Below are 16,672 nucleotides of genomic sequence, written 5' to 3' on the forward strand. Positions count from 1 at the left end.
CGCCCTTCGGGCGTACTTTGGGTGTGTTGATTTCGAACTGAAATCCAGACCTTTATCTTTCGTGAACAGCCGCGGAAGACACCGCACTGCATATCGTGTAAAAAATAACAGTGCCGACAGAATATCCGTCATTCCGACTTTACGTATTCTTTATCGACACTGTTATTTTACCAATTTATACTAAATTATACAAGCCCTTTTCTTTTATTTCTTCCTATTCATACCGCAGTGCCTCGATCGGGTCCATCTTCGCCGCCTTGTTGGCCGGATAATAGCCAAAGAATACGCCAATCAGAATCGAGAAGGTCACGGAAAATACGATACCGCCCACGGAGGGCTTCGCCGCGTAGCCCAGGGCATTGGTCGCCACCGCTGCCAGAATGAGTCCCAGCACAATGCCGATAAAACCGCCCAGTAGACAGATGACGATGGATTCTGTAATAAACTGAAGCCGGATCGAACCGTTGGTAGCCCCCAGGGCCTTTCGGGTACCGATTTCCCGGGTTCGCTCGGTGATGGACACCAGCATAATATTCATAACACCGATACCGCCTACCAGCAGGGAAATGCCTGCGATGACGGAGATAGCAATGGACACCGTAGACAGCATACTGGTCATGGAGGAAACCATACTCTCCATGCTGCTGGCGCTGATTTCAAAGCTGTCGTTGTTCCGGTAATAGCTGTTATTAAACCAATTTTCCAGCTCCGTGCAGAGACTGGTGGAATCCACGCCGGAGGCCGTTACGATAGTTAGCTGCGAATAACCACTTGTGGAATGGTTCTGATTCCGTGCCGCCTCCAGAGGCATATAGAGCGTGGTAGAGATATCCTCATCGGATTCAGTTGTAAAACCGCTGTCCTCATATTCATAGACCCCCACGATGGCGTAGCTGTAGTAACGATTGCTCACGTAGACCTGCAGCTCGCTTCCCACTGCCGCATCATAGTCGCCGTCAAACAGTGTATCCGCCAGCTTATCGGACACCAGCACCACCCGTTTTGCCTTGGTCTGATCTGTATCAGTTAAAGTCCGGCCCGCCAGCAGGGTCAGGGCCTCATTTTCCAGATAGGCGGCGTTGACGCCGGTCAGTGTCACATTTGCGGAAAGATTGCCATCCTCGGCGGCGCCGCTGCCTGCGGACTCACTCAGGAGAATTTCACTGATGGAACCGGCAAATTCCTCCTTCATGGCGTCCAGCATTTCATCGGTAATATAGTCCTCGTCATCCATGGTACTGCCCCGGGAAAAGCCCATAAAGACCCGGCCGTCCGCCGTGGCGGTCTCGCTGGTGCTTTTCTGGGACACGCCCAGGGTAATGTTGTTGACGCCCATATCCTCCATGGAGCTGGTCACCGACGTACTGATGGAATTACCCACGCTCATAATGGCGATGACCGATCCGATCCCGATAATGATACCCAGCATGGTCAGGAGGGCGCGCATTTTGTTGGCTAAAAGACCGTTCAGGGCCAGCAGTATGTTTTCACCGATCAACATCTGTACGCACTCCCCTTTCTCTCTCCGATGATGCTGCCGTCTTTTAGTGTGATGATGCGTTCCGTCTCAGCAGCCAGTTCATTGGAATGAGTGATCAGCACGATGGTCTTTCCCTGCTCCTCATGAAGCTTATGGAAGATATCCATGATTTTCCGCCCGGTTACCGAATCCAGGGCTCCGGTGGGCTCGTCGGCCAGAATAATGGAAGGGTCGTTGGTCATGGCCCTGGCGATGGACACCCGCTGCTTCTGACCGCCGGACAGCTCGTCGGGCCTATGGGTCATACGCTCGCTCATGCCCACCATTTCCAGATAATATCTGGCTCGCTCCTGCCGCTCCTTTTTTCCCACCCCCGCATACATCATGGGCAGCTCCACGTTGCGGAGAGCTGTGGTGCGGCTGATCAAGTTGTAGGTCTGGAACACAAAACCAATCTTCCGGTTACGGATACCGGACAGTTCCTTATCCTTTGCGCCTGCCACATCCACGCCGTCCAGCGTATAAGCTCCGTCTGTGGGACGGTCCAGCACGCCGATGATGTTCATCAGCGTGGTTTTGCCGGAACCGGACGCGCCCACAATGGACACAAACTCGCCTTTCTTCACCTGCAAATCAATGCCGTGCAGGATCTCCAGCTCATTGGGCTGCCCCACATAAAACCGTTTCACGATCTGTCTTAAATCAATGATGTTCTGTTCTTCTGCCATGGCCGCCTCCTTAGAATCCACCCGGAGCGCCACCGCCGCCGGGCGTTCCTCCGCCGCCGGGGCCGCCGCCCTTGTTTCCGCCTCCTGCGCCTCCTCCAAGATCAAAGCTAAGGCCATTCTGGCTGTTTTCCGACTCAGATCCGCTCTGTCCTGTGCTCTGCTGCAGCGGGGTGGAGAGATATACGGTCATACCCTCGCTGATTTCATCACTGATCACTTCGGTATAATAATCGGTCTCAATTCCCGTCGTTACCTGAACTTCTTTCTTCTCTCCATTGTCGTCCACATAAATGACACTGTCACCATTTGCATTGGTCTGCACGCAGTCATAGGGCACGGCCAGGGCGTCCTTGCTCTCTTCCAGCGCGATGCTGACGGAGGCCGTCATGCCGGCCCGCAGCTTCTCCTGAGGCTCGTTCAATGTAATCTGAATTTCATAGGAAGCCGTGCCGCTATTAGAGCCCATGGTCTGGCCGGTAGTTCCGGCGGGCGCCACGTAGGTGACCTCGCCCTCCAGCTCCTCGTTGCCCAGAGAATCGGTCTTCACATAGGCGGTCTGACCCTTTTCCAAATTCACCACATCATACTCGTCCACGGTGGCGTCTACGATGAAGTTGTGTACATCCTGAATTTCGTAGATAGTGCCGCCCTCAAATACATTGTCTTCTTCCACGTTCAGAGCTGTGATAGTACCGGACATGGACGCATAAACCGTGCAGTCACTCAGCTGTTCCTCATAATCCTCAATCTTGCTCAGGGCGTCGTCATCCGACACCAGCTGATCCTGCAATTTTGCTTTCTGGTAAGTCTTCTCCGCTTCCTCCAGGGTGCTGTCATATTGCTCCTGTACCTTATCTTTTTCAGACTGGGCCTGCTCGTAGGTATTGTAGGCCTGAGAGGTGTTGTTCTTTGCCTGCTCATAGGCCGCCTCCGCGTCTGAGATGGCCTTCTCTGCCGTCTCGTAAGCCTTCTTCGCCTCGCTGTAAGTCGTGTAGGCGCTCTTACAGCTGTCCGGAATGGTCGTATTGGCGCTCAGATAGCTGTCCAGATCCAGAATCTGATCCGCGCTTCCCTTAGCCGTCAGTTCCGCTTCCAGGGCGGTCTTCAGCGCGCTGGAAGCACTGTCATAGGCGCTTTTCAGAACCGTCATATCATACTGGCCCTTTACCGTATTCAGGTTTTCCAGGGCTTCCTCTTCAGCCTTCTGTGAATTATGATATACATTTTTATAGGCGTCCCGGGTGTCCCTGGCATCCTGCAGGGTATCCTCCGCATTGGAAATAGTATCCTGATACTGGGTCTCATAATTGTCCAGGGCACTGAGCTGCTGGTTGACCGCATAGTTGTTCTTCGCGTCTGCCAGAGATTTCTCGATATCCGAGGAATCAAAGGTACAGATGATGTCGCCCTCCTGCACCTCGTCTCCCACTTCCACGTAGACCTTGGTGACCTTGATATCCTTCAGCGTCGTGCTGGCAGTCTTGCCGTTAGCTGTGGCCAGGGTTCCGGTGACACTGACGGAGTTGGTCAGATCCATTTTTTCTATCTGGGCGGTCTCTATCGTCAGGGGCTGCATCTGTGGCTTTTTGCTCCTGCCCTGCCAGATGACGCCCGCCGCGATGGCCGCTATCAGAATCACCACCAGAAGCACGGTCAGAACCTTATGCTTCTTCACGAAACCTCTGACCTTCCGACCCGCGCGCTTCAGTTTTCCCGGCTCTTTCTTTCCGAACTTTTCCCCATTTTCTATTTCTTTACCCTGTTTAAACTCTTCCGACTGTTCGAAATTTTCATCAAATTCCTTTAATTTTCTCTTCCACAGCTCCACGCTTCATCCTCCTTCATAAATGCCTGGTTCCCACTCCGCCTGATACCCGGCGCTGACTGGTATTTATTGTAAAGGGGGATTGTGTTTGATTTTTGTTGAGGAAGTGAAGAAAAGGTGTTGAAAATATGATTTTTCTGTGTCTAATCGAAATTCAGAAAACGGGCCGGAGCGTTTCACACACACTCCGGCTGACGTTCTATCACCTGTTAATAGGTCGTAATATAAGTATTATACCCCTTCTCCCGCACTTCCCGCTCCATGGCGATGGCGTTGCTGAGACGTGCGTAAGCGCCGATCTGCACTTTATAAAGCCCGTCATGGTAAATGATATAGGCCGGGAAGCCGTCATTTTCCAGGAGGCTTAGGAGGTTCTCAGCGTTCTCGCGCTCCCGGTAAGCTCCGGCCTGGACCCGGTAGAGCTCTTCGGCAGGGGCGGGCGGCTCCTCCGGCTGGCCCGTCATGGACACATCATCGGAGCCCGTGCCGGTGGTCGGCGGGGCGGGTTCTGCCGCCACAGGCGGCTCCTCCAGAGTCTCCATGATGCCGTCGGCGATGGCCTGGGCCATGGCCTGGAAGCGACTGTCGAACAGCTGATTATCCTTGTCGCTGTCGATGAAGCCCGCCTCCACCAGAAGGGCCGGCATCTGGGTGCTGTTTAAGACCACCAGGTTCGGGCGGATATCCACGCCCGCGTTCCGGAAGCCCAATGCCTCCAGGTTGGCATTGATATTCTCGGCCATCTCCTTTTTAAAGCCGGAATCATCGTAAATCAGGGTCTGCACGCCGTTGTACTGGCCCGGATAATCCGAAGCGTTCCGGTGAATGGAGATAAACAAGTCGGCTCCCTCCTCATTGGCGATGGCTGCCTTCTGCCCCACCGACTGAGTGGCGTCCGTTGTTCTCGTATAGATCACATCATATCCATTTTCTTCCAGAATATTTCCCACTGCCACGGCCAGCCGGAGGGCGTCGTCGCTCTCCCGGCGGCCCTGACAGACCGCGCCGGGATTTTTTCCACCGTGGCCCGGATCAAGTACGATTTTTTCAACCATAAGTGCTCCTGTATGCTGTCTTCTTTCTCTATCCTATGCACCGGAACACCTGCCCGTGAAAAAAACAGGGGAACAGCCGCATTGACTGTTCCTCTGTCCTCTTCTTTATCCCAGCATATATCTGTCGTCCAGCACGAAGCCTGCCGCTCCTGCCTGTTCCGGCCTGGACAGACGGCTGTTCCGATCCAGATAGCAGTGGGTGTCCATATGGCTGCTCCAGTTCAGCAGCACCAGATTGCACTCCAGCCCCAGCGGGGTCAGCTCTTTCATCAGGCGTTCCAGTCTGCTCCGATCCGGCTGCTCCTCCCCGGTGGTATCCAGAATCACCGTAAAGGTATCCTCATTCTTCCCGTAGAGCCGCTGGTAGAGCTGAAGCGGTTCCCGGTTCCGGCTCATCCAGTCGTGCCATTTGAAATACTCCACCAGCACCGCGTCCCGGCCGGTGACGAATTTGAGCATACCCAGGAGCACCCGTCCGGTTCCCCGTCCGGTCTCCAGCTCGCCCATCCGGCCCAGCAGAATCCGCAGCTGCTCCGGCGTATACTCCCGTCCTGCGGCCCGGTTGCCGGTCCAGTCGGCAAAAAGCGGCAGATTTTCCGCAGGCGTACTCTCATAATCCAGGTACTCCGGCAGCCGCTCCACCCGTTCCTCCAGCTCCTCATACAGGCTCTGGAAGCCGCAGAGATACCGCTCAAAGAATGAGCCGCGCCCTTCCTCCTGGTAGATCTCCGGCAGGTATTCCACGAAGCTCCGCCAGGGGAATTCCACCCGGAAGCCCTCGATGGTAAAAGAGCTGTCGCTGCCCGCTCCCAGCACGCGGATCAGAATCCACAGATAGCGTCCCTCCAGATCATGCAGCAGCAAATCCGGCGTATTGACCCGGCGCACACTTTTCCAGTCGCCGAAAGCCTCCTCCGGCGAACGGCCTTCCTCCCAGAGCTGCTCCACCGCCGCCGACAGATCCGTATCCGCGGCCGCCGCGAAAATCTCGTATTTGCAGTTCCGGAAAGTGCCCTCCAATACCAGCCGGTGCCAGGTGCCTTTCAGATCCATGGAATCATAGACTGGAGCCAGGTAAAGGAACGCGCCGCTTCCCTGCCCGGTCAGCCGGTAGCTTTCCGTCAGCTCCATCCGGCGGGTTTTCCCTTCCTTCAGGCCCAGCCGGTAAAAATTCAGTTTTTTTCCAGTCTCCATCATAACCGGCATTCCTCCTCTATCAGCAGAATTCGAAGGCAGTCTCCTTTAAGTAGGCCAGAGCATCTTCATGCAGCAGCAGATCGCCCCGGTTATTCTTGTCCGCGGCGGCGCCCGTCCGTTCCAGGTTCAGCTCCCGCACGCCTTCTACGCCCTCCAGATTCTCCAGGGCCGTATACAGCCTGCCATAGGAAATCACCGCTCCAAAGTTCTTCCCTTTTCCGCCGATCTCCTGCTGCAGGCACTCCCATACCGCCCTGCGGACTGTCGGTGTATCCCGTTTCAGGGCGATTCGGCCATATACCTCCACGCCCACGTACCGGGGCGGCACAATCCGCACCTTGGTATTAATCAATCGGAAGGGCTCCAGATAAGCTTCCAACATTTTCTGGTAAATCGGGCTCAGCTCCGGACATTTTTCCTCACTCCAGGGCTTCACCACAACGACCACCTCATTGGCGCCCGCCTCCTGCCGGTGCAGCTCTCCGTAAACTCTGCCCGGAATCACATGCACCTTCTCCAGCATCAGTCCCGGCGTCCTGCCGATGATCTCTTCGTAATCACGCTCGGCCGCCAGCCGTCTCTGGGTGAAAAGTTCCTGCTCCAGCCGCCCCAGCATCTTCCGCAGGCTCTCCCGGGATCTGCCATTCTCGATAGCCAGCGGATTGTGTATCCTATACGGAAAGCTTTCCTCATTTTCAAAGGTCCGAAGCTCTCCCGCCTGGATATTGCCCGCCCCGCACAGGGAGGTCACCAGCCCGGTGACATAGATCTCCTGCTTCTGACGGGGAACTGCTCCGTGAATGCCGTCTCCAAAGCGAATCATCTGCCTGCTTCGGTCATAGGTAAAGACCTGTTCCTCATAACCTGCCTCTTCCAGGTCTTCCCGATAACGATAGACCGCTGTCTCCCCATCCACTCCGCAGATTAGCAGCGAAAACTTCCAGGCATCCGGATAGTCAAACAGAAGCTCCTGCCCTGCGCAGCCGTCGGTGACGCCGATCCGGAGCCCTTCCAGCCGTTCTCCTTCCCGGCAAATGGTTCTCCGCTGTTCCACCGGAAGCGGATTCACAAAGACCCGGCCGAGCCTTGGCGAACAGTCGTAGGTATTTTCCTTCAACACCGCGCGGATATAATAAGCCTCCGGCAGATCCGGCCCCGGGCGCAGCGGCTGCATATCCCCGGCCAAAGCAGGCCGCACAAAACCGCTTCGCAGGAAGCCGCAGGTGTCGTCCTCCACTTCGATATCCGTCCATTCATTTTCTGTAAAAATCTGCCATTTCAATTCTGCCAGGCAGATCGGCTCAGAAAAGAGATTTCGTTTTTCATTTTGCTCCACGCAGAGATACAGGGCGTCTCCCTGCTGCAGGGGCTTCGCGAATCCGAAATACGCCGCCTGGGATCTCCATGTTCCTGCCCGGAACATCTCGGCGTAATCCCCGTCCACGCCTGCGAAAGCCGTCAGATCTGAAAGCTCCCCGTCCTCCTCCCGGAGAAATGCGCAGAACCGGTTCGTCTCCACCCGGTACTCTCCCTTTGTCTCAAAGGGAATGTCCCCGGCCAGCAGCACGGTTCCGCCGGGAATCACCCCGTCCCCGGCTCCTTCCAGCACCACGTAGCCGCTGGCTGGCCGGGCCGTCTTCGGGCGGATTCCCAGAAGCTTCAGGTATTTTTCCACATGGGCGTCCCCTGTGGCATCCATGTAATAGTCCAGCATATCAGTCAGCCATGCATACAGCTCCAGCACCGTAATACCCGGATCATGGCTGTTGAAATCCGTCCACTCCGCTGTCAGGGCCGGAATCCGGCTGACAGCTCTCTGTTTTATCTGCTCATAAGTCACCTGATCCAACTGGGGTACTTTTAACATGCGCTCACCTCGATATATACCATATGTTCACCACTCACGGCCATTGCGAAGGGATCCTTCCGGTTCTCATAGAAGCTTTCGTCCACGGCTACCTCTCTTCCATCCACCAGAGCGGTCATCACCATTCTGGAGATCCCGGAATGTTCGATGCGGGTTCTTAAGAAAGCCGTCAACTGGGCTGGCGTGGGCAGTTCTCCGATCTCCCAGCCCTTTCCGGCCATACCGCCCTCCAGAGGGTTCAGGAAGGTCCGGATGAGTCCCAGCGTCTCTTGCTGCAGCTCATAGGCCTGTTCCATGGATTCCCGCTCCATCCACACCCGGACGTTCATCCGGATAAAATGAGGCTGAATCAGAGTCAGCATCTTGCCGGAAGCTGTCAGGGCGCTGTCCGCCAGCAGCCGTTCCCGGATCTGCCGTTTCACGCCGGAAAATACATGGGCTCCCTTTTCGTACTCCTCCACCAGAACCGCTATGGTTACGCTGTCGTCCTCCCGGTTTCCCTGGGCGTCTGTATGGTTACAGCAGCGCACCTTGCGGACGCCGTAGGCCGCCTGGGAAATCATGTCGAAAAAGCTGCTCTCCGTCACCGCGCGCCCTCTGGTCCGCAGCATGCCAGCCACCAGATCCATGGTCGTCTCCTCGGTATAACCGTCATAGCCGCCGTAGGTGGGAAACGGATTCGTCACTCCCGCCAGATAGCGGATGGCCGTGCCCGGCACCCGGATGCGATCCGCCGGTACATTGGCTTTGCTGCCCCCGTAATTACTGTGGGACACCCGAATCTGCGGCCCGTCCTCCGGAACCGGATACCCGGCAAACGCGTGCTTCCGGAACTGGAGCTCGCCGGAGGCCATGTCCAGCTGACAGATCCGTCCACTGTCGCAGATGGGATTGCCCAGCTTCCATTCCACATAGATCCGCTCCTCCCCGTGGCTCTCCAGCACCTCCACTCTGGCCTTCAGCAGGTTCTGCTGGGAAAGCTGGATGGAGACTGCGTCCTCCAGGTTATCCAGGTAGAATTCCTCCGTCACCGTATTGACATTGACTACCCGGACCATATTCGGATAGATCCCCCGGATCAGCGGAAGCTCATACTCCGGGTTCTCTTTATTTTCATTGATAAATCGGATAAAATAACCCTCGTATCCGTAGAGCTTCCTGCGCACTGCGTCCTGGGGAATCATCAGCAGCAGATTGCCGGATCCGCAGAAGCCCTCGGTGTAATCCTCTGTCCGCACGGGCAGAAAGCCCTGCTCTGTCAGATATTCTGTCCGGAAGCGGACCGGCCGGTCCCCATAATTCTCGATTTCAAAATACAGGCTGAAGGGCAGTCCCGCCATGGAACGGTCAAAGCCCAGATACATGGTCCGCTGCCGGTTCTCTGTCTCGTAGAAAAGAAGGGTGCCGCCCCCCGCCTTCAGGCTCTCCGTGATATCCTGCTCGTCGAAATTGTTGCAGGTCACCACGCCGTCCGGCTCCTTTGGCGCTTCCTCATAGGAATAGGAAAGGGTCGGAACGGATATCATCGGGCACTTGTAGACGGCGGGCATCTTATAGATATTCTCTGCCTGCAGCAGTCTCACGCGGATTCTTCCTTCTCCGTTTTCCTCATAATCCGCCATATCCTCCGGGCAGATGAATTCTAGGGCAACTGCGCCCTCGGTGGATCCGTTGAACATGGATCTCCTGTGTGGCTCCCGAAACAGCGGCTTCCAGCCCACCAGGCTTCTGTATTCCCAGACTGCGTCCTCCGCCAGCACTTCCGCGGCCCGGACGCTTAGGGGCTTCTTCGGCTTTTTCATGATGGCTTTGTATTCCAGATCCAGCTCCGGTACCTCCGGCCGTTCCTCGTGAAGCCGGTAGTCCAGCCGGAAGGAAAGCTTCAGCTTCGCCCCTCTCCTGCTTAGAACCTCCTCGTCCTCAAAGACGGTCTCATTGTAGAGGCCCAGCGGCTTTCCAAAAGGATAGAAGCTTGTGCCAAACTCCGGATTGCCATTCAGGCGAATCTCCCCGGGTGCCTTGCCCTCCCGGCTGAGAGATACGGAAAGTCCCTGCAGATATAGCTTTTTCATCTCCCCGATACAGGTCAGGGCCAGATAGTAGCCCTCCTTCTGACCCAGCCGGGTCTTCTGCGGGATATAGGGCGACAGCTTCAGATGCACGGCGTCGCCGTCCCGCTCTGCCACCGGAAATACGCGTTCTTCCCCATCCGGTTCCAGAATCGACCAGCAGAAATCCGATGAAGTAAACGCAGACAGCAGTTCTTCCCTGGCCTTTTCCCCGGCTGCCTTCACATGGACGCACAAATCCAGCTCCGGAAGTCCGTCAAAGAGCTGTTCAAAGCACAGGTACAGGCGATGGGTGGTACTGTTCGTTCCCTCGATTCCAAAGGCTGTGAAAGGCTCTTCCTGCCGATATTCTTTTTTTACAATTTTACCCAGTTCCCGATCCGTCACCACGATAAGCTCCGGATGTACGTCTGTGGCCGTGATCCCGTGCTCCGCGGAAAATACCAGCTCCTCGCCCTGATCCCCGGATGCCAGCACCCGGGTTCCCTTAGGCACCGGTACCAGTCCCTCATAGCCCTCCACCGGCTGGAACTGCACATAACCTCTGGACGCGCTGACCGGCTCCCGGATCAGTCCGTCGAACAGATTCAGATACTGAATCCGGTGCTTGTCGATGACGCCCTCATACCGCTCCTCGCAGGAGGCCATCATGTCCCCGCAGAGATCCGTCAGCACGGAACCGGCGTCCTTTCCACCCGGCTCATAGGCGAACTCCGGCACATAGGAACGCATCAGCTTCTGAAGTTTTTCATGTTCGGAATGTCTCTCCATGCTTTTTCTCCTCCTCATGCCTTAAAGCTCGCCGATTCCCTCCTCCAAATAGTAGGGGAATACCAGGTTGTTGGGATTATTTGTCGCCCGCACGTCGTAACTGATATTCAGATAAATCGTTCCGCCCGTCAGGTTTCTTCTGTCTACGGTCACATTCACATGCCGGATCCGCGGCTCATAACGGGTCAGCGCGTCCTCGGCCTCCCGGATCAGCCCGGCCTCGAAGGCCGCGTCCGGCAAATCAAAGATATAATCCTGCAGGTTGCAGCCGAAATCCGGAAGCATGGCCCGCTCCTTCAGTCTGGTCATCAGAATGATATAGATGGCCTGCCGGATATCCTCTTCCCCTTCCGTCATCCGGAATTTTCCTGTCACCGGATCCACCTTGGGCGGGAAAGCAAATCCCCTTCCCAGAAAAGCCCTTGAATCTTCCATGCCTGTTTCTTCCTTTCCCGCTGTGTTCTTTGTCTGTATCCTAGTTAATCTGTACCATGGCTCCCTTTACGGCCACCGGGCCGGAGGCCTGCAGATTCATCTTGGCCTGAGCCTTCACATCCACCTGTGCGCCCTCCGCTTTCCAGGCGGAATTGGCCTTCATGCCGATCTCATTGTCCGCTGTCAGAGCGATCTTTTTCGCCTTCAGGCTGATGCTGCCCCCGTTTCCGTCCAGCGACAGCTCCACGCTTCCGGCCTTGATGGAGATGGTTTTCTCCGCCAGAAGCTCCGCCTTGCCGTTCTTATAATCCAGCTGAATGCCGTTCTTGCCCTCCTTGTCTGAGAGCTTACAGCACTGCTTCTCATCGTCGATAACCAGCGTGCTTCCCTTCGGCGTCGTGACGGTAATGCTCTGCTTTCCATCTTCGTCAGATATGGCGATATCCACGCCGCCTTTGGTCTTCACCCGCTTTTTCACATTCTTCTTATCGAAATTCTCCGACACCAGGGACGCGCCGCTGGGATACAGGCTGCCCAGCAGAAAGGGGCGCTTCAGGCTGCCGCCGATAAAGCCCACCAGCACGGTCTCGTCGATCTCCGGCACCCAGTAGGTTCCGTAATCCTTGCCCGTATACGGAGCCAGCAGCCGCACCCACTCGCACATGTTCTTGCCAGACTCCCAGACCGTGAATTCCACCTTGACCATGCCCTTATACTCCGCGTTGTTGTTCTCCACCACAGTTCCCTGGACGAAGCCCGGCGCGTGCTGCCCGTCGTAATATTCATTTTCTCTCTGAAATAAATCCGTAATCGAATTCATAGACTGCTCACTCCCGCTCTCAGATACGTCCGGTATCCGTCCTCATTCAACACATGGCGCACATAGGTAATATAATACTTTCTGTCCGCCTGGGCTGACAGGTGCTTCACCTCCACGAAGCGTCCCGGCACCAGCTCCGGAATTCCCACACACTCGCATTCCAGGGCGCCGAACTCCTGAACCAGCCTGTTCATCCGTGCCTGGGCCCGGGCCTTGGCTTCCGCCGCATCCTTCACCCCTGCCTCATAGTAAACCTGCCTGGAATTGCCCAGAAGCTTGCCCGACTGCTTCCCGAAACTTCCGGACAGAGATGCTTCTCCTTTGATCTGCTTGCCGCTCTCCGGGTCGATGGAGCGGATCTCAATCTTCTTCACCAGCGGCTGCGCCGACATGGAGAACCGGGCGTTCAGGATTCCCTGGGCCGGTCCCATCGTCATCAGCGCTGAAGTGACCTTCTGCCTTTTTCGGAAATAAGCCTTGCCCTGGATGATAAAGAATTCATAGCCCTGCTTCTCCGCCTGCTCTACGATCACCTCGTAGTCGGTCATCATATGGCTCCGGAGCGGAACCTCCTCCTCCTTACAGGAGTCGATCTCCTTTCCGGCCAGATAGCTGCTGACCGGCGTCTCTCCCAGAATCGCCTTCACCACCGCGTCCGCGCTCTTCTGGGTAAAAAATTCCATTCTCCTGGTCTTCATAAGAAGGCCTTTGATGTCCATGCACTCCACCCGGATCCGGTAATCGTCCTCCTCGGTGCCATGCTGGTATTCCACCTGGGAAATATAACCCCGGAACACTTCTTCCCTGGAAATATATCCCAGTTTTATTTTTACACTTTCCCCTATCTGGAGCTTGTCCGCAATCTTTTTGTCAAAGGCCGTATCCTTCACCCGATAGGCTCCGTCCACGTAAAACACGCAGCCGGAGGCTTCGAAGCCGCTGGTCAGTTCCACCTCTATCTCCTGGATATCCGCCTTTTTCTCCGAAAGCTTTTCCGATCCCACCGTAATCTCCACAGACGGGGCGGAAAAGTCCTTATATTTATCTCTCAGAGCACGGAAGCTTGTGCTTCCCTTCATCATATCCATATCCGCACCCTCCGTCTGTCCTCTACAGCGCCGGAACCTTCAATCTTCTAGTATAATCCACTTTTCTGGGATTTAAGATGCCGTTCTCCTCCGCGATGGCCCGCCAGCTGCCCGGATCACCGTACTCTTCCGCCGCCAGCATCCACAGCTCTTCCTTCTGGTTAATCCGGCGGTACTTGGTCCGATCCGGCGACTCATGGGGATTGGCCCCGATCTCATTCAGGATCTTTTTGTCCTCGCCCTCGATCTCCATATCCAGGCGGGCCCGCACCGGCATACCGTTCCGGTTGAACATCTGATAGCTGATTCCAAGGGAGGTCACGTGTCCATAGAAGGCCATGCTGCCCCACTCGAACAGCACCATGCTGGGTTCATGATTCTCCGCTGTCCGCTTCATAATCATGCCCAAATCCCGGCAGATCTCCGTCAGCTCGTCCTTGCTGTCCAGATATTTGGACAGGCCTTTGGGCATCTGATACTCCTGCAGCTCTGTGGAGGTATCCAGAATCAGGCTGACCCTTAAAGTAGCCAGCTCGCTTCCCGAAGCCTGGGTATTCTTCGGATGAGCTTCCTCTCCCTGCCCGTTGTGGCGCTTGTACTTCACGCTGCGGTTGATCGCATATTCGGTAGGGTTAAACTGTACCGGTATGGTATTCTTCTTTCCCTTCTGAGTATTGTAGGAGAGCCGCGCCCTCTGGAGAGCGCCGTCCCCGTATATCAGTTTCTGTCTCGCCTCTGTGCTCATCTATACCAGTCCTCTCCTTTCCCGCTCAGTCCGGAGCTTCTGCTCCAGCTTCCGGTATACCCGGTTGCTCATATTCTGAAGGCTCTCATCCATCCGGCGTTCCACTTCCTTCTGAACCTGCCGTCCCACATAGGCCGGAAGCGCGCCCTCGTCCAACAGTCCCGGCTCCTTCGTGATCACCTCGCGCACGATCTCCCGCTGCTTTTCCACCTGGAGCTGCTTCTCGGTCCGCACGCTCCGGCGGACCTCCTGAAGCTCTTCGGTTACATTGCGGATATGCTCCTGCATCTGCCGGCGGCTTGCCTCCTGCTCTTTTGCTTCCCGGTCCTCGGGATAAATCATGGGCGCAGTCTCCAAAGCCTGTCCGGGAGACGGCTGTCTTGAGACGGCCCGTCTGCCGGCTGCCTGCCTCTGAAAAGCCTGTATCAGGGTTGTCTGACCGTTCCTGGCGGCCTGCCGTGTCTGCGCCGCCTGTGGAATCACTCCCGGGCTTTGCAGCTGCAGCGGATAGGGCAGCCCCGGCGTTCCCAGTGGCTGCATAGCCTCCAGGGTTTCGCCCTGCAGCATTTCCACCGGCTGAAATCCATTCTCAGTCCGGGGTATGCCCCAGCTGTCGCCCGGTATGCCCGGCTGTGCTGCCTTTTGCAGCATCCGGTAGCCTGCCGTATGCTGAACGGTATCCCGGACCCGATTCTCCACGATGGTCTGCAGAGTTCTCTGCTCCGCCGTCTGCGGAACCTTTTTTTCTGTCTCTTTTTCTATCTTTTTTTCTATAATATGCCCGGTTGTCTTCTCTACGGTATTCTGCAGGACGTTCTCCACTGTTTCCCGTACAATCTTCTGTACCGTGTTCTGTACGGTCTCCTGTACTGCCTGCTCTGCAACGCCCGGAAGCTTTCCCGGTTCCGCGGATCTTCCTGTGTTCTCTCCGGCCTCCTCCGGCCCGGTCATCTCACTGGCTGCGTGAACCATCGGTACCTCCGCCAGCTCCGGCCGCGCCTGGTTGCCGCGCTCCGAATCTCCCGGAATTGGCTGTCCGGAAATCCCATAACCCGGCGTCCGGAATTGTCCCGCCTCCACAGGCATCTGCCCGATAGGCCGTCCGGGCGTCCCGGAAGTAATCTGCGTCTGCCCTGGCGCGTTTTTTGCTTCCGCAGGACTCTGCCACCGGCTTCCCGGTATGGACAGCTGTTCTGCGCGCTGCTCTCTCTGCATCGGCTCCATCTGATTCTGCCGCTGTACCAGCTGCATCGGTTCCACCGTGCTCTGCTGCCGGTTCCGCTGCGTCCCGGGTGTCTCTGTCACGTCTCTTCGTCCGGTCTGGTTCTGCACTGACCCATCTGACTTCCACGCTTCGCTTTCGGCAGCTTTCTGCCCCTGTTTCTCCGCCGCTTCCTGCTCTTCCATATCGTAGAGCAGGGACATGGGAAGATACCCTGTCGATACGTCCAGCATCCGCTCTGTGCGGAGCAGAAGCCGCTCGATTTCGGATGGCGCAGACCCGGCATTACTCCGGATGGCGCTTTCGGACGATCCGGCTGCGGCATTTGTCATCACCGCCGCCCCCGCGTTCCCGATTCTTCTTCCCGGTATCCGGAGTTCTGCCCGATAACTGCTGTTATATATATTCTCGATTTTTCGAAGCAGCACCAGCTGCTTCTCTCGGATTTCTTTCTCTCTGACTTCTTTTTCCTGAATTTCTTTCGTTTGAATCTCTTTTTCCAGAACTTCTCTGTCCCGGATCTCCTTCTCCCGGAGTTTCCAAATCTCCTGCGCGCCCCTGTCTCCGGACGGTGCCGTCTCTCCCGGCTTCTTTTCCTGTCCGGGCTCCGCGCCCCGGCCGCTTCCGCGACCCTGTTCTCTGTATCTGTGCTCCGTATCCGCAGGTACGGTACGAAGCTCCTCTCTCATGGATTCTGTGTGTACAGGCACTGTCTGAAGCTCCGCTTCTGTCCGCACCTGCTCTGTATGAATCTGTTCTCTTTCTGTCTGCTCCGTGTGGAATTGTTCTCGCTGAAGTTCCTCCCGGATCCGTTCCGTATGGATCCGCTCTTTCTGAACCTCAGTCCGCAACTCCTCCCGGATGCGCTCCGTATGGGTCTGCTCCCGCTGAAGCTCCTTCTCCAGACGTTCCGTGTGCGTCCGCTCCCGCCGAAGCTCCTTCTCCAGCGTCTCCCGCTCTGTCTTTTCCAGCCGTTCTTTCAGCACTGTCAGCTGTTTGGTACCACCCTCCCGCACCAGCTCGTGGATCTCCTTTGCCATGCGCGCCGCCAGCTTTTCCTCCGCCTCCGGCAGTTCCCGGCTGATGAGCTTTTCCACCTGTTTCTCTACGGTAGGATAGAGATTCCGGAACACCTGCTTCTCATACAGCTGATTCAGCAGCTGAAAATTCTGCTGATACAGATGGTTCTCTTCTGTGATGCGCTGAATCCGGTACAGGTTGGTCACATAGCTGTTCTGCACTGTTTCCCCGGCGTCCTGCTCTGCCGCTTCCGGGAAAATCATGGCAGCGGAATCGAAGGGTCCGCCCCCCTGGGTATGCTGCGCTATAATTTGATTGGCAAAGCCCAGAAACTGATTCCGCATTCCGGT

At 56.2% G+C, this 16,672-nt stretch carries 12 protein-coding genes; all 12 read right to left on the bottom strand.

The features are described 5' to 3' along the window. Positions 1-214: 214 nt before the first annotated feature. The 12 genes from OCV63_RS06670 to OCV63_RS06725 all read right to left on the bottom strand — a co-directional run bounded on the left by OCV63_RS06670 (position 215) and on the right by OCV63_RS06725 (position 16,666). Positions 215-1,501 (bottom strand): ABC transporter permease, encoded by a 1,287-nt coding sequence (locus OCV63_RS06670; protein ID WP_158362986.1) that lies wholly within the window; start codon positions 1,499-1,501, stop codon positions 215-217. Then, positions 1,495-2,208 (bottom strand): ABC transporter ATP-binding protein, encoded by a 714-nt coding sequence (locus OCV63_RS06675; protein ID WP_158363173.1) that lies wholly within the window; start codon positions 2,206-2,208, stop codon positions 1,495-1,497. The genes OCV63_RS06670 and OCV63_RS06675 overlap by 7 nt, the downstream gene beginning before the upstream one ends. A 10-nt stretch (positions 2,209-2,218) precedes the next feature. Next, positions 2,219-4,036, bottom strand: coding sequence for an efflux RND transporter periplasmic adaptor subunit (locus OCV63_RS06680; RefSeq protein WP_262670679.1), 1,818 nt, complete (start codon positions 4,034-4,036; stop codon positions 2,219-2,221). Between the two features lie 206 nt (positions 4,037-4,242). Next, a complete protein-coding gene (locus OCV63_RS06685) occupies positions 4,243-5,088 on the bottom strand; it encodes an N-acetylmuramoyl-L-alanine amidase (RefSeq protein WP_158362988.1) in 846 nt (281 codons plus the stop codon). Positions 5,089-5,193: 105 nt separating this feature from the next. Continuing rightward, a complete protein-coding gene (locus OCV63_RS06690; protein ID WP_262670680.1) occupies positions 5,194-6,285 on the bottom strand; it encodes a hypothetical protein in 1,092 nt (363 codons plus the stop codon). 19 nt (positions 6,286-6,304) lie between these two features. Further along, positions 6,305-8,152, bottom strand: a complete 1,848-nt coding sequence (locus OCV63_RS06695; protein WP_158362992.1) for a baseplate J/gp47 family protein — start codon at positions 8,150-8,152, stop codon at positions 6,305-6,307. Next, positions 8,146-10,992 (bottom strand): baseplate J/gp47 family protein, encoded by a 2,847-nt coding sequence (locus OCV63_RS06700; protein ID WP_158362994.1) that lies wholly within the window; start codon positions 10,990-10,992, stop codon positions 8,146-8,148. Before OCV63_RS06700 ends, OCV63_RS06695 begins: the two co-directional genes overlap by 7 nt. A gap of 21 nt (positions 10,993-11,013) precedes the next feature. Then, positions 11,014-11,427: a GPW/gp25 family protein gene (locus tag OCV63_RS06705; protein WP_158362996.1), complete on the bottom strand. Its 414-nt coding sequence runs from the start codon at positions 11,425-11,427 to the stop codon at positions 11,014-11,016. Positions 11,428-11,467: 40 nt separating this feature from the next. Then, positions 11,468-12,247, bottom strand: a complete 780-nt coding sequence (locus OCV63_RS06710; RefSeq protein WP_158362998.1) for a phage baseplate assembly protein V — start codon at positions 12,245-12,247, stop codon at positions 11,468-11,470. Further along, positions 12,244-13,335 (bottom strand): phage late control D family protein, encoded by a 1,092-nt coding sequence (locus tag OCV63_RS06715; RefSeq protein ID WP_158363000.1) that lies wholly within the window; start codon positions 13,333-13,335, stop codon positions 12,244-12,246. The genes OCV63_RS06710 and OCV63_RS06715 overlap by 4 nt, the downstream gene beginning before the upstream one ends. 22 nt (positions 13,336-13,357) lie before the next feature. Next, a complete protein-coding gene (locus OCV63_RS06720) occupies positions 13,358-14,080 on the bottom strand; it encodes a CIS tube protein (RefSeq protein WP_158363002.1) in 723 nt (240 codons plus the stop codon). Next, on the bottom strand, positions 14,081-16,666 hold the full coding sequence (locus tag OCV63_RS06725; protein WP_158363004.1) for a hypothetical protein: 2,586 nt from the start codon (positions 16,664-16,666) through the stop codon (positions 14,081-14,083). It lies immediately after the preceding gene. Positions 16,667-16,672: the final 6 nt, after the last annotated feature.

Origin of the sequence: Laedolimicola ammoniilytica, from assembly GCF_025567165.1 — a bacterium.
Taxonomy (GTDB): domain Bacteria; phylum Bacillota; class Clostridia; order Lachnospirales; family Lachnospiraceae; genus Laedolimicola; species Laedolimicola ammoniilytica.